This is a genomic window from Salinivibrio sp. IB872 (assembly GCF_001995345.1).
In the GTDB taxonomy this organism is placed as follows: domain Bacteria; phylum Pseudomonadota; class Gammaproteobacteria; order Enterobacterales; family Vibrionaceae; genus Salinivibrio; species Salinivibrio proteolyticus.
In genome coordinates this window covers 169,541-182,848 of the sequence record NZ_MUFO01000004.1, presented here as the reverse complement: position 1 = coordinate 182,848, position 13,308 = coordinate 169,541, and the positions used below count along the sequence as shown (strand labels likewise).

At 51.6% G+C, this 13,308-nt stretch carries 10 protein-coding genes; 9 read left to right on the top strand and 1 reads right to left on the bottom strand.

The features are described 5' to 3' along the window. Positions 1–2 precede the first annotated feature (2 nt). The 8 genes from murD to lpxC all read left to right on the top strand — a co-directional run bounded on the left by murD (position 3) and on the right by lpxC (position 9,563). Positions 3–1,340: a UDP-N-acetylmuramoyl-L-alanine--D-glutamate ligase gene (gene murD, locus BZJ18_RS03560; RefSeq protein ID WP_077455364.1), complete on the top strand. Its 1,338-nt coding sequence runs from the start codon at positions 3–5 to the stop codon at positions 1,338–1,340. Further along, positions 1,337–2,542, top strand: a complete 1,206-nt coding sequence (gene ftsW / locus BZJ18_RS03555; protein ID WP_077455363.1) for a cell division protein FtsW — start codon at positions 1,337–1,339, stop codon at positions 2,540–2,542. Before murD ends, ftsW begins: the two co-directional genes overlap by 4 nt. Beyond that, positions 2,532–3,590, top strand: a complete 1,059-nt coding sequence (gene murG / locus BZJ18_RS03550) for an undecaprenyldiphospho-muramoylpentapeptide beta-N-acetylglucosaminyltransferase (protein ID WP_077455362.1) — start codon at positions 2,532–2,534, stop codon at positions 3,588–3,590. Before ftsW ends, murG begins: the two co-directional genes overlap by 11 nt. 14 nt (positions 3,591–3,604) lie before the next feature. Next, positions 3,605–5,074, top strand: coding sequence for a UDP-N-acetylmuramate--L-alanine ligase (gene murC / locus BZJ18_RS03545; RefSeq protein ID WP_077455361.1), 1,470 nt, complete (start codon positions 3,605–3,607; stop codon positions 5,072–5,074). A 212-nt stretch (positions 5,075–5,286) separates the two neighbouring features. After that, entirely contained in the window at positions 5,287–6,057 is a 771-nt protein-coding gene (locus BZJ18_RS03540; protein WP_108743110.1) for a cell division protein FtsQ/DivIB, read from the top strand. A 12-nt stretch (positions 6,058–6,069) separates the two neighbouring features. Beyond that, a complete protein-coding gene (gene ftsA, locus BZJ18_RS03535) occupies positions 6,070–7,326 on the top strand; it encodes a cell division protein FtsA (RefSeq protein WP_069586602.1) in 1,257 nt (418 codons plus the stop codon). A gap of 33 nt (positions 7,327–7,359) precedes the next feature. Next, on the top strand, positions 7,360–8,529 hold the full coding sequence (gene ftsZ, locus BZJ18_RS03530) for a cell division protein FtsZ (RefSeq protein WP_077455359.1): 1,170 nt from the start codon (positions 7,360–7,362) through the stop codon (positions 8,527–8,529). Between the two features lie 116 nt (positions 8,530–8,645). Then, positions 8,646–9,563 carry a UDP-3-O-acyl-N-acetylglucosamine deacetylase gene (lpxC, locus tag BZJ18_RS03525; protein ID WP_069586604.1) on the top strand — a complete coding sequence of 306 codons (918 nt, stop codon included), beginning with the start codon at positions 8,646–8,648 and terminating at the stop codon, positions 9,561–9,563. Between the two features lie 73 nt (positions 9,564–9,636). Here lpxC and BZJ18_RS03520 read toward each other — a convergent pair whose 3' ends face one another. Then, positions 9,637–10,098: a DUF721 domain-containing protein gene (locus BZJ18_RS03520; protein WP_108743106.1), complete on the bottom strand. Its 462-nt coding sequence runs from the start codon at positions 10,096–10,098 to the stop codon at positions 9,637–9,639. A 416-nt stretch (positions 10,099–10,514) separates the two neighbouring features. Here BZJ18_RS03520 and secA point away from each other — a divergent pair, with 416 nt between their 5' ends. Continuing rightward, entirely contained in the window at positions 10,515–13,238 is a 2,724-nt protein-coding gene (gene secA / locus BZJ18_RS03515; RefSeq protein ID WP_077455358.1) for a preprotein translocase subunit SecA, read from the top strand. Positions 13,239–13,308 lie beyond the last annotated feature (70 nt).

Sequence of the window (13,308 nt, the reverse complement as noted above, 5' to 3'; positions counted from 1 at the left end):
TCATGTCAACCGTGAGCCAGCGTTCGTTAACCGAGTTTGATCATATCGTGGTGATGGGCTTGGGGGTGACTGGATTATCCGTGGTGCGCTTTATTGCCCGCCACCATCCTCAGGCAACGATTCGCGTGATGGATTCGCGTCTTCAACCTCCGGGGTGTGATCAACTGCCGGCTCAGGTGACATTACATACCGGCAGCTGGCAGGAACAGTGGTTAGCCGACGCCGATCTGGTGGTGACCAACCCGGGCATTGCGCTGACGACGCCCGCGCTTGGCCCAGTTCATCAAGCGAGCATCCCCATCGTTGGCGACATTGAACTCTTTGCGTGGTATTGCGATAAGCCGGTGGTCGCTATCACCGGGTCGAACGGGAAAAGCACTGTCACCGCCTTAGTGGGCGAGATGGCCAAAGCAGCGGGTATCCGTGTGGGTGTGGGTGGCAATATCGGTGTCGCGGCGCTTGATTTACTCGACCAAGGGCATGACTTATATGTGCTGGAGCTGTCGAGCTTTCAACTGGAAACCACGGCGTCATTGGCGTTGAATGGCGCCGCGTTTTTAAACTTTTCTGAAGATCACATGGATCGTTACGACAGCTTGGCCGATTATCGCGCGGCCAAGTTACGTATTTTCGCTCACGCACACACCCGGATTGCCAACGCTGATGATAAAGCAACGCACAGTGAGCAACCTCTCGTTTTATTTGGTTTTCAGCACGGCGACTATCGTCTGATCAGTCATCAAGGCCAAGAGTGGCTCAGTGTGGAGGGTGTTCCTGTCCTGCCCGTGACCGAACTTGCGCTCGTTGGGCGTCATAATGTTGCCAATTGCTTAGCGGCAATGGCACTGGCAGACAGTGTCGGTATCGGTCGCGATGGACAAGTTCAGGCAATGCAAACCTATACTGGCTTGCCTCATCGTTGCCAGACGGTGGCAACGATCAACGGCGTAACTTGGGTGAATGATTCCAAAGCGACCAATGTGGCCAGCACGTTAGCCGCTTTGGATGGCTTAACGCTGCAAGGGAAGCTCCATCTGTTGCTCGGCGGTGATGGTAAAGGTGCGGATTTTCAGGCGCTTCAACCTGTGTTGGATAAGCTGTCTGCCCAGCTATATTGCTTTGGGCGGGATGGTGACAAACTGGCTGCATTGAGCCGCTCGTCGCAGCGTTTTGAAACCTTGGAGCAGGCGATTGATGTCATTGCCCAACACGTTGCACCGGGTGATATGGTGCTATTGTCACCAGCCTGTTCGAGCCTCGATCAGTTCGCCAACTTTATGGCACGTGGCGATGCCTTTGCCGATGCCGTCAAACAACTTACCGTGAGTGATGTCCGATGATACGCACTTGGCCCAAACAGTGTTGGTCTTGGCTGCGCACCCCATCGCCGGGTGTGCTCTATGATCGCCAACTTGTCTGGGTATCACTGCTATTGATGGTGATTGGGCTGGTGATGGTGACGTCAGCGTCTATCCCGGTTGCCCTTCGCTTGGCCGATGCCCCATTTTTATTTGCGAAACGGCACGCGATGTATCTCACGGTAGCCGTGATAGCGGCTGTGGTGGTGATGTATATTCCCGTGCGGCTTTGGCAAAAATACAGTGGTTGGATGCTATTGCTGTCATCGGTGTTGCTGCTGGCCGTATTAGCCATCGGGCGCTCGGTCAACGGTGCAGCGCGCTGGATCTCCATTGCTGGGRTCAATGTTCAGCCTGCCGAGATTGCCAAGTTATCTCTGTTTGTTTTTTTGGCAGGATACCTCGTCCGCCGTCATGGTGAAGTGCGCGAGCACTTTCGTGGCTTTGCGAAGCCGCTTGCGGTGCTGTTGTTATTTGCCAGCTTGCTCCTTGCCCAGCCCGATTTAGGCTCAGTGGTGGTGATGTTTGTGACCACGGTGGGCATGTTGTTTATTGCCGGCGCCAAATTGTGGCAATTTATCGCGCTGCTGGTGGCAGGGCTAACGCTGGTGGGAGGCTTGATCATTGCAGAGCCTTATCGGGTGCGGCGTGTTACCGCTTTCCTTGACCCTTGGCAAGACCCGTTTGGCAGTGGCTATCAGCTTACCCAATCGTTAATGGCCTTTGGGCGCGGTGATTGGTTTGGGCAAGGCTTAGGCAACTCGATTCAAAAATTGGAGTACTTGCCTGAAGCGCATACCGACTTTGTTTTTGCCGTGATTGCCGAAGAGCTCGGGCTGGTGGGCGTTAGTGTCATTTTGGTTTTAATTTTCTGCTTGGTCTTCAAAGCCTTATTTATTGGCAGACGTTGCCTTGAACAAGAACAATTGTTTGGTGGCTTTCTCGCCTTTGGTATCGGGATTTGGTTTGCGTTTCAAACCATGGTGAATGTGGGCGCTGCCGCGGGCATGCTGCCGACCAAGGGGCTGACGCTGCCTCTGATCAGTTATGGCGGTTCCAGTCTTTTGATCATGGCAATGGCGGTCGCCCTGCTGTTACGTATCGACCATGAGTACCGTTTAGCCACGGCCCAAGCCCATCAAATCAAGCATTATCAGGATAAAATTCAACACGATGAGCAGTAAACGTTTATTGGTAATGGCGGGGGGAACCGGTGGACATGTGTTTCCCGGCCTCGCGGTCGCGAAATATTTAGAGCAACAAGGCTGGCAGATCCGTTGGTTGGGGACTGCGGATCGTATGGAAGCCGATCTGGTTCCCAAACACGGCATTGATATTGAGTTTATTCGTGTCAAAGGCTTGATTGGTTCGGGCCTGATCCGCAAGCTGCGTGCGCCGTGGATGATCCTTAGCGCCATTTGGCAAGCGCGCCAAATCATTAAGCGCTATAAACCCGATGCGGTGTTGGGTATGGGTSGATACGTGAGTGGCCCCGGTGGCATCGCCGCTTGGCTCAGTGGTGTACCTGTGGTGCTTCATGAACAAAATGCGGTGGCTGGGTTAACCAACCAATGGTTGGCAAAAGTGGCTAAGCAAGTGCTGCAAGCCTTTCCGGGAGCGTTTGAGGGTCAGCCTGTGGTCGGCAATCCGGTGCGCCGTGATGTGTGTTCCTTGCCGTCACCGACAGCGCGCTTTCGTGATCGCAACGGACCATTGCGTATTCTGGTGATGGGCGGCAGCCAAGGTGCGCGCATCTTAAACCAAACCGTGCCTGTTGCGGTGGCACAAACGGCGCAGCCAGTCATGGTGCGTCACCAAGCCGGTAAAGGAAACGCGCAAAGTACCGAAGCGGCCTATCACGCTGAGGGCGTTACCGATGCGACCGTGACTGAATTTATTGATGATGTCGCCAGTGCTTATGCTTGGGCCGATGTGGTGATTTGTCGCAGTGGCGCGTTGACGGTCTCGGAACTCGCGGCAGCCGGTGTGGGGGCGATCTTTGTGCCCTTTATGCATGCCGATCGTCAGCAAGCACTAAACGGTGATTACTTGGTTGAACGTGATGCAGCACTGATGATTGAACAGCCATCACTGACAGCCGCCACGCTGGCTGAGACAATTGACGGCTTAGACCGAGCGCGCCTCCTTGCGATGGCGAACGCCGCGCGCGATGCCGCGATCATTGATGCGGATGCACGTGTGGCACAAGTGATTGCCGAACAAGCAAAATAATAGAGAAAAGATGAATGGGTAAATTGGATAATCAGCAGCTAGAAAAACTTCGTACCATGATCCCGGAAATGCGTCGGGTGAAACGGATCCACTTTGTGGGCATCGGCGGTGCGGGTATGTGTGGTATTGCTGAAGTGCTGATTAATGAAGGTTACCAAATAACCGGCTCGGATCTTGCACAAAATGTGGTCACCGAGCGTTTGGCGTCCATGGGGGCAGAGATCTTTATCGGTCATCAAGCCAGTCATATTGAGAAAGCAAGCGTGGTGGTGGTCTCTACCGCCATCAAGCCCGATAATCCGGAAGTGGTCGCGGCAAAATCGCTCCGCATTCCGGTGGTTCGTCGTGCCGAAATGTTGGCCGAATTGATGCGATATCGGCACGGTATTGCCGTTGCCGGCACTCATGGTAAAACCACGACCACTGCATTAGTGACACAGATTTATTCGGAAGCCGGTTTAGATCCCACCTTTGTTAATGGGGGATTAGTGAAAAGTGCTGGCACCAACGCGCGTTTGGGGAGTAGCCGATATTTGATTGCGGAAGCGGACGAAAGCGATGCCTCTTTTTTGCATTTACAACCTATGGTCGCCATCGTCACCAATATTGAAGCCGACCATATGGATACCTACGGCGGTAACTTTGAAACGCTAAAGCAAACCTTTATTGATTTTCTTCACAATCTACCGTTTTACGGGTTAGCGGTGGTGTGTATTGATGATCCTGTGGTACGCGCCCTGATCCCATCGATTGGTCGCCAAGTGATCACCTATGGCTTTTCTGATGATGCCGATGTGCGTTTGCACGATTATCACCAAAAAGGTCAGCGCGGGATCTTTAAAGTCACCCGTCCGGGACGCGAGACCTTGACCATAGAGCTCAATATTCCGGGACAACACAACGCATTAAACGCCAGTGCCGCGATTGCTGTCGCGACCGAAGACGGTGTGGATGACGCTGCCATTGTGCGTGCGCTTGCCAGTTTTGAAGGAACAGGACGTCGTTTCGACCAACTGGGAGAATTCCCTGTCGAGCAAGGAACGGCGTTATTGGTTGATGATTATGGTCACCACCCTAGTGAAGTGGATGTCACCATTAAAGCGGCACGCGCTGGCTGGCAAGATCATCGTTTGGTGATGATCTTTCAGCCGCACCGATACAGCCGTACCCGCGATCTCTACGATGATTTTGCCAATGTGCTGGAAAACGTGGATGTGCTGTTGATGTTGGATGTCTATTCTGCGGGAGAAACACCGATTGCTGGGGCTGACGGTAGAAGTTTGTGTCGTAGCATTCGGGCGCGAGGTAAGCTCGATCCGATTTTTGTGCCAAATGCCGAGGCGTTACCGGCCGCATTGGCCAATGTACTGCAAGCGAATGACTTAGTTTTAACACAAGGCGCGGGTGACATTGGTAAAGTAGCGCGAAATTTAGCGGCAATGGCGCTGGATAAAGCAAAAATGGCACAACAAAAAATAAACTGATGTGATAAAAAGCTGTGTCATAATCGGACGATCCGAATAAAAAGGCGGCTTTTTTCGCATCACAGAGCAAAATTGCTCGGAACAGATCTCAGCTTATTGATACAAAGCGTCAATCAAGTTGGAGCACGAGGCGCGGGATCGCTATAATCAGTCGGTTTTTTCGCTGGGTGTGTCAAGCTTGCTCGACACAAGGCGATAACAAAGGTATGAGCATGGTAAATGCGCTCACACGCATACAAGAAACGGTGAACCTTGAACGTCAGCAATGGGCGGGATTGGTGTTTCTTACCGCAGTCATTCTTTTGATGGTGACCGGCTTTGTGCGAGTGATCGATTGGATGAGCGATGAGCAGCAGCTGCCTTTGTCTCAGTTGGTCATCGAAGGCGATCGGACTCAGGTCAGTGATCAGCAAGTGCGCGACGCTGTGTTGTCGGTCGGCACCTTGAAAAGTTTTATGTTGCAAGATGTGAATAGCATCCAGGCAAACATCGAGGCGCTGCCTTGGGTTAAGCACGTGGCGGTTCGCAAACAGTGGCCGAACACCTTGAAAGTCCATATTACCGAGTATCAAGCGCGAGCTATCTGGAATGGACAGAAGCTGTTAACGCCTGATGGCGAGATTTTTGATGGCACGCCGGCGGATGTTGCAGGACAGGATCTGGTGTCTTTGCACGGTATGCCAGAGAGTGCAAAAGAGGTGCTTGCCGCCAGTGAGACTTTAAATGCGCAGCTCAATCGCATTGGCTTGTCGATTAAAGCCTTATCACTGAACGAGCGACGCTCTTGGCGTATCGTGACACGCAGCGGCATACGGATTGAGTTGGGTCGAGAAGCACGAGAAGAGCGCTTAGCGCGGTTTGTGCACCTTTACCCTGAGATACAGCAACAACAAACACCGATCGCTTACGTGGACTTACGCTATGACACAGGTGCTGCCGTAGGTTGGAAAACAGAGACGGAAGAGACGACTAGCCAAGATTAAGAGATGGTGTGAATGAATAAAGCGACAGATAAATCACTGATTGTTGGACTGGATATCGGTACGTCCAAAGTGTCTGCGCTGGTCAGTGAAGTGCTGCCAGACGGCACCATCAACGTATTGGGCGTGGGGACCAGCCCGTCTCGTGGCATGGATAAAGGTGGCGTCAACGACCTAGAATCTGTGGTCAAATCCGTCCAGCGTGCGGTGAATGAAGCAGAAATGATGGCGGATTGCCAAATCAGTTCTGTGTATCTTTCTTTGTCAGGAAAGCACATTCACTGCCAGACTGAAAGAGGGATGGGTACGATTTCCGATGAGGAAGTGACCCAAGATGACGTTGACAATGTGATCCACACTGCCAAGTCAGTGAAGATTAGTGATGAGCAACGCGTGCTCCATGTGATCCCACAAGAATATAAAATTGACTATCAAGAAGGGATCAAAAACCCAGTGGGGTTGTCAGGTGTGCGTATGGAAGCCAGTGTGCACCTCATCACATGTCACAATGACACGGCAAAAAATATTGAGAAAGCGGTTGAACGCTGTGGTCTTAGAGTTGATCAACTGATTTTCTCCGGCTTGTCAGCAAGCCATGCGGTGATTACACCGGACGAACGTGAGCTGGGTGTCTGCGTTGTCGATATTGGCGGTGGTACCATGGATCTCGCAGTTTGGACGGGAGGCGCGCTGCGCCACGCAGAGGTTATCCCTTATGCGGGGAACGTGATTACCAGCGACATTGCTTACGCGTTCGGAACACCGCTTGCCGACGCAGAAGACATTAAAGTGAAGTACGGCTGCGCACTTAGCGAATTGGTCAGCAAGGATGCCAAAGTCAATGTGCCCAGTGTGGGCGGACGCCCGTCACGGACATTGCAGCGCCAGACACTGGCAGAAGTGATTGAGCCACGTTGTTCTGAGCTGTTGGGATTGGTCAATCAGAAGCTGGTTGCCATTCAAGACAAGCTACGCAGTGAAGGCGTGAAGCACCAGTTAGCCGCAGGCATTGTACTGACTGGCGGTGCGGCACAGATGCACGGTTTGGTCGAATGTGCTGAGCGTGTGTTTCAGAATCAAGTACGAGTTGGGCAGCCTGTGGGTGTCACCGGATTAACCGACTATGTACAAGCACCATGTTATGCAACAGCGGTTGGGCTTTTGCATTACGGCAAAGAAAACTTGCTGACAGAAACGAGTGAACCAGAGCAAAAGCGGGCTGTTGCCAGTTGGGTAAGCAAGCTGAGTAGCTGGTTTAAGAAAGAATTTTAACCCTGATGCGAACAGGAAGGACGGAGAGAACTCATGTTTGAACCGATGATGGAAATGTCTGACGATGCGGTAATTAAAGTCGTTGGCATTGGCGGTGGCGGCGGTAACGCTGTCGAGCATATGGTACGTGAGTCAATCGAAGGCGTTGACTTCATTAGTATTAACACTGACGCCCAAGCGTTGCGTAAAAGTAGCGTTGGCACCGTCATTCAAATTGGTGGCGACATCACCAAAGGCCTAGGCGCGGGGGCAAACCCTCAAGTAGGTCGAGATTCTGCCCTTGAAGATCGCGATGCGATTAAAGCTGAGCTCGAAGGTGCCGATATGGTATTTATCGCAGCAGGAATGGGCGGCGGTACTGGGACAGGTGCAGCACCTATCATCGCAGAAATTGCGAAAGAAATGGGTATCCTCACCGTTGCAGTGGTCACCAAACCATTTAGCTTCGAAGGTAAGAAGCGACTGGCCTTTGCTGAGCAAGGAATTGAAGAGCTGTCTAAGAATGTTGACTCGCTTATCACGATTCCTAACGAAAAACTGCTCAAAGTACTGGGTCGTGGCATAACCTTACTAGATGCGTTTGCGAAGGCGAATGATGTACTTCGTAACGCGGTGCAAGGTATTGCTGAGCTGATTACCCGTCCGGGCCACATTAACGTCGACTTTGCGGATGTCCGCACTGTGATGTCAGAGATGGGGCACGCCATGATGGGAAGCGGGGTTGCTACGGGTGAAGACCGAGCAGAAGAAGCGGCTGAAATGGCCATTTCTAGCCCGCTACTTGAGGACATCGACTTAGCAGGCGCACGCGGTGTGCTGGTGAACATTACCGCTGGTTTCGATATGCGTCTTGATGAATTCGAGACGGTCGGTAACACGGTTAAAGCGTTCGCCTCTGATAATGCGACTGTCGTGATTGGTACCTCGATGGATCCGGAAATGAGCGACGAGCTGCGAGTGACTGTGGTGGCAACGGGGATTGGCAACGAACGTAAGCCAGATATTACCTTGGTGACCAACGCACAGTCTGGGCAAGCACCGGCCGAGCCGAAAAAGGCACAGCCTTTGCAAGAAAAACCTCAGGCGGCAACGCCTGCGGCAAAAGAGCAGCCAGCTGCGTCGTCGTCAAACGCGGCGCCAAAATCGCAGACCGAGCATGATTATCTCGATATTCCTGCGTTTTTGCGTAAGCAAGCTGACTAGTGCCAGTGCTTGGTTTGTAGCCAGCGATGTGCTATCATCACGCTCCCTTTGTCTAAGGTGACAGGGTAATGAGTGACGCAGAGCACACTTTTTTGAGAAAAAGTTGAGATAAGCCGATGATAAGACAGCGAACATTAAAAAGTATTGTCGAAACGACCGGTGTGGGCCTCCACTCTGGGCGTAAGGTTACGCTTACTCTGCGTCCGGCTCCTGCGAACACCGGCGTGATTTATCGCCGTACCGATATGGAGCCGCCGGTTGACTTTCCGGCTGATCCAGCGGATGTACGCGACACTATGCTGTGTACCGCGCTCGTTAATGACGAAGGCGTGCGTATCTCGACTGTCGAGCATTTAAGTGCCGCGATTGCCGGTATGGGCATCGATAACATTATTATCGAGGTCAATGCGCCAGAAATCCCGATTATGGATGGTAGCTCAAGCCCATTCATCTTCTTGCTGCAATCTGCCGGTATTGAAGTACAAAACGCACCAAAACGATTCATTCGCATTAAAAAACCTGTTCGCATTGAAGACGGCGACAAATGGGCAGAGCTGGTGCCGTATAACGGCTTCCGCCTCGATTTTGCCATCGACTTCAACCATCCTGCGATTGAATCAGAGCAACAAAATTTGGTGATGGACTTCTCGACACAGTCGTTTATCAAAGATATCAGTCGTGCGCGAACCTTTGGGTTTATGCGCGACATTGAATACCTACAATCACAGAACCTGTGTTTGGGCGGCAGCTTTGATTGCGCCATTGTTCTGGATGACTACCGCATCTTGAACGAAGAAGGTCTGCGCTTTGATAACGAATTAGTGAAGCACAAAGTGTTGGATGCAATTGGTGACCTATACATGTGTGGCCATAGCATCATCGGTGAAATGCGCGCCTATAAATCGGGCCATGCACTGAACAACCAGCTGCTGCGTGCTGTGTTGGCGGATCAAGAAGCGTGGGAGTGGGTAACGTTTGAAGAAACGGAAAAATCACCGGTTGCCTTTGCTGACCCAGATATGGTGCTTGCCTAACACTTGCACCTAAATAGGGCAGAGCTGCCTCATCATGGTAAGTTGCTCAGCACCCTATTAAATCAAGCCAGAGTCACGACTCTGGCTTTTTTGTGTCTGTCGCTAGCTTGGCTAAGGCCTCTAAACGCGCTTTTAACTTTGGTGAGGCACTTTGCCCCAGCTCATGCAGTAACTCACCCGAGGCTTTGCTCAAATGGCGCGCGGGTGTGGCGGCATCTTCTTCTCTATCCACGGCGGCCAAGGCTGGATTAATTTTCACTTCAATGGTGGTGAGACTGGCGAGGCCTTTTTGCCGTAATACGGACAAAAGGTGTTGGCGCTCGTAATTGAGCCGCATAGCCCAAGCGCCGCTGCCAGCTTCAACCACGAGCACGCCCTCACGATAGTTTGCTACCCGGCAAGCCTTAGAGGTTTCGCCCGGCAACAAGGCCAAGATCAACTTATTTAGCTTGGCGAGCTCAACAGCGCGTTGAGCGATATTGTTGTTGTCGCTCTCTAACAAGTGCAACGTAGAGCGGGGTCGGTGATCTCGCATGGCTATTGTCTTTTTTATCGTCAATTCGGTGCGTGAACAGTCGCACAGCGTCTAATTTTTCCTAATTGATCCTATCTGTCCCTGATTATTCATAGGATGTCGGTCCAATTTCCCTTATTATAAGTGACCGAATCATTCACAGGTAAGTGTCGCATGGGTAGAGCGACAGGCATAGTGTTTTCAATGCAGCCTGTTAATTTCACAATCAGCTTCGCGGAAAATAAGTTGTTAAGCGGCACTGTCCGCCCTTGAATTCTTTCCGATTTGGCTCCACCTAATAAAGATGCGCGCATTGGCATCTTCTGTCGAATCGATGAACCATAGCCTATCCGCGTTGAACTGAATGCACACCAGCATCATTGCTGTGCAGCTGCCGCCCATGTGGGAAGACCATTAAAAAGAGTACCGGCAACGCCATGTTATCGAAAATCCTGACTAAAGTTATCGGAAGCCGTAATGACCGCACTTTGCGTCGGCTGCGAAAAGTCGTTGATGAAATCAACAAGCTAGAGCCCCAATTTGAATCCCTCAGTGATGATGCGCTAAAAGCGAAAACCGTCGAATTCCGTGAGCGTCTCGACCAAGGCGCAAGCTTGGACGATCTGCTTCCTGAAGCCTTTGCCACCGTCCGCGAAGCATCTAAGCGTGTGTTTGGTATGCGCCACTTCGATGTTCAGCTGATCGGGGGCATGGTGCTGCACAGTGGCCAGATTGCAGAAATGCGCACCGGTGAGGGTAAAACCCTGACGGCGACCTTGCCGTCTTATTTGAATGCACTGACAGGCAAATCCGTGCATATCGTTACCGTCAACGACTACTTGGCGCAACGTGACGCGGAAACAAACCGTCCGCTATTCGATTTTCTTGGCATGACGGTCGGCGTGAATGTGCCGAACATGCCACCGGAAGCGAAGAAAGCCGCTTACGCGTGTGACATTCTTTACGGAACCAACAACGAATTTGGTTTCGACTACCTGCGCGATAACATGGCGTTTCGTGCGGAAGATCGCGTGCAGCGCGATCGCTACTTCTCAATTGTCGATGAGGTGGACTCCATCTTGATTGATGAGGCGCGTACACCACTGATTATTTCAGGGCCAGCAGAAGATAGCTCAGAAATGTATCAGCGGATCAACGCGTTGATCCCTCAGCTCGAAAAGCAAGACGAAGAAGACTCAGAAGAATATCGTGGCGATGGGCATTACACCGTCGATGAGAAAGCCAAACAGGTCTACATGACCGAAAACGGCCAAGAATTTGTCGAAGAGCTGCTAAAGAAAAACGGCTTGATGGCAGAAGACGATACACTGTATTCGCCCGCGAATATTAGCTTGTTGCACCATATTAACGCCGCACTCCGTGCCCATGTGCTGTTTGAGCGCGACGTCGATTACATTGTTAAAGAAGACGAAGTGATCATCGTTGATGAGCACACCGGCCGTACCATGCCGGGACGTCGTTGGTCTGAAGGGTTACACCAAGCGGTGGAAGCCAAAGAAGGGGTGAAAATCCAAAACGAGAACCAGACACTGGCCTCGATCACCTTCCAGAACTTCTTCCGACTCTATGAAAAGCTGTCAGGGATGACAGGGACTGCGGACACCGAAGCCTTTGAGTTCCAGTCGATTTATGGATTGGATACCGTGGTTATTCCGACCAACCGCCCGATGGTGCGTAAAGATCATGCTGATCAGGTTTATATGACCGAGCGTGAGAAATTTGCCGCGATTATTGAAGACATTAAAACGCGAGCGAAAGCTGGCCAGCCGGTACTTGTCGGGACCGTCTCGATTGAAAAATCAGAGCTTCTTTCTAATGCGCTGAAAAAAGATGGCATCAAGCACCAAGTCCTCAACGCGAAATTCCACGCCCACGAAGCCGAAATCGTTGAACAAGCCGGTTATCCGGGCACCGTGACGATTGCAACCAACATGGCCGGTCGTGGTACGGATATTGTTCTAGGCGGTAGCTGGAAGCAGGTACTGGGTGATATTGACGAGCCGACAGACGCACAAGTCGAAGCGGCGAAAGAGAAATGGCAGCAACTTCACGACCAAGTGGTTGAGGCGGGTGGCCTGCACATTATTGGTACGGAGCGTCACGAGTCACGCCGTATTGATAACCAGCTTCGTGGCCGTGCTGGTCGTCAAGGTGACCCAGGTTCGACGCGTTTTTATCTGTCGATGGAAGACTCACTGATGCGCATTTTTGCCTCAGAAAAAGTTTCTAACATGATGAAACGCCTCGGGATGGGTGAAGGTGAAGCGATTGAACACCCTTGGGTGAACAAGGCGATTGAAAACGCGCAACGCAAAGTAGAAGGACGTAACTTCGACATTCGTAAGCAGCTGCTGGAATTCGATGATGTGGCCAACGATCAGCGTAAAGTGGTCTACGAATTGCGTGACGCGCTGCTGGTTTCCAGCGATATCAGTGAAATGATTGAGCATAACCGTGAAGATGTAGTGAATGCACTGGTTAGCCAATATATTCCGCCGCAATCGTTGGAAGAAATGTGGGATATTGCCGGCCTAGAGCAGCGCTTAAAAGCAGATTTTGATATCGAATTGCCTATCCAACAATGGTTGGATGAAGACGACAAGCTGTATGAAGAATTATTGCGTGAGCGAATTCTGTCATCGCTGATTGATGTCTATAAGAGCAAAGAAGCGGCGGTGGGTGCTGAAACACTGCGCAACTTCGAAAAAGCGGTCATGCTGCAAACTTTGGATACGCTGTGGAAAGAGCATTTGGCGGCGATGGATCACCTGCGCCAAGGTATCCACCTGCGCGGCTATGCGCAAAAGAATCCGAAGCAGGAGTACAAGCGTGAATCGTTCGAGCTGTTTGAAGACATGCTAGAAGCGCTAAAAACCGACGTGATCACCACACTCAGCCGCGTTCGTGTGCAACAGCCTGATGACGTTGAGCGTATGGAAGCGGAGCGTCAAGCACGTGCAGAGCAAGCAGCTCGCCAGCAGCAAGTGAATCATGCCAAAGCCGATAACCCACTCAGTGACGGCGAGGCGAACGCTTCAGGCAACGAAACTGTGGTGCGCGATGGACGAAAAGTTGGCCGTAATGAGCCGTGTCCATGCGGATCAGGGAAGAAATTTAAACAATGTCACGGTAAAATCTAACCCTGACTATGTATGACTAAAAAGGCCGTTCAGCGGCCTTTTTTTATACCCCAAGACGCGCGTTCGCTGA

Coding starts and splice junctions, on each gene's coding strand:
- murD (WP_077455364.1), top strand. CDS start 3: ATGTCAACCGTGAGCCAGCGTTCGTTAACCGAGTTTGATCATATCGTG.
- murC (WP_077455361.1), top strand. CDS start 3,605: ATGGGTAAATTGGATAATCAGCAGCTAGAAAAACTTCGTACCATGATC.
- BZJ18_RS03540 (WP_108743110.1), top strand. CDS start 5,287: ATGGTAAATGCGCTCACACGCATACAAGAAACGGTGAACCTTGAACGT.
- ftsA (WP_069586602.1), top strand. CDS start 6,070: ATGAATAAAGCGACAGATAAATCACTGATTGTTGGACTGGATATCGGT.
- ftsZ (WP_077455359.1), top strand. CDS start 7,360: ATGTTTGAACCGATGATGGAAATGTCTGACGATGCGGTAATTAAAGTC.
- lpxC (WP_069586604.1), top strand. CDS start 8,646: ATGATAAGACAGCGAACATTAAAAAGTATTGTCGAAACGACCGGTGTG.
- BZJ18_RS03520 (WP_108743106.1), bottom strand. CDS start 10,098: ATGCGAGATCACCGACCCCGCTCTACGTTGCACTTGTTAGAGAGCGAC.
- secA (WP_077455358.1), top strand. CDS start 10,515: ATGTTATCGAAAATCCTGACTAAAGTTATCGGAAGCCGTAATGACCGC.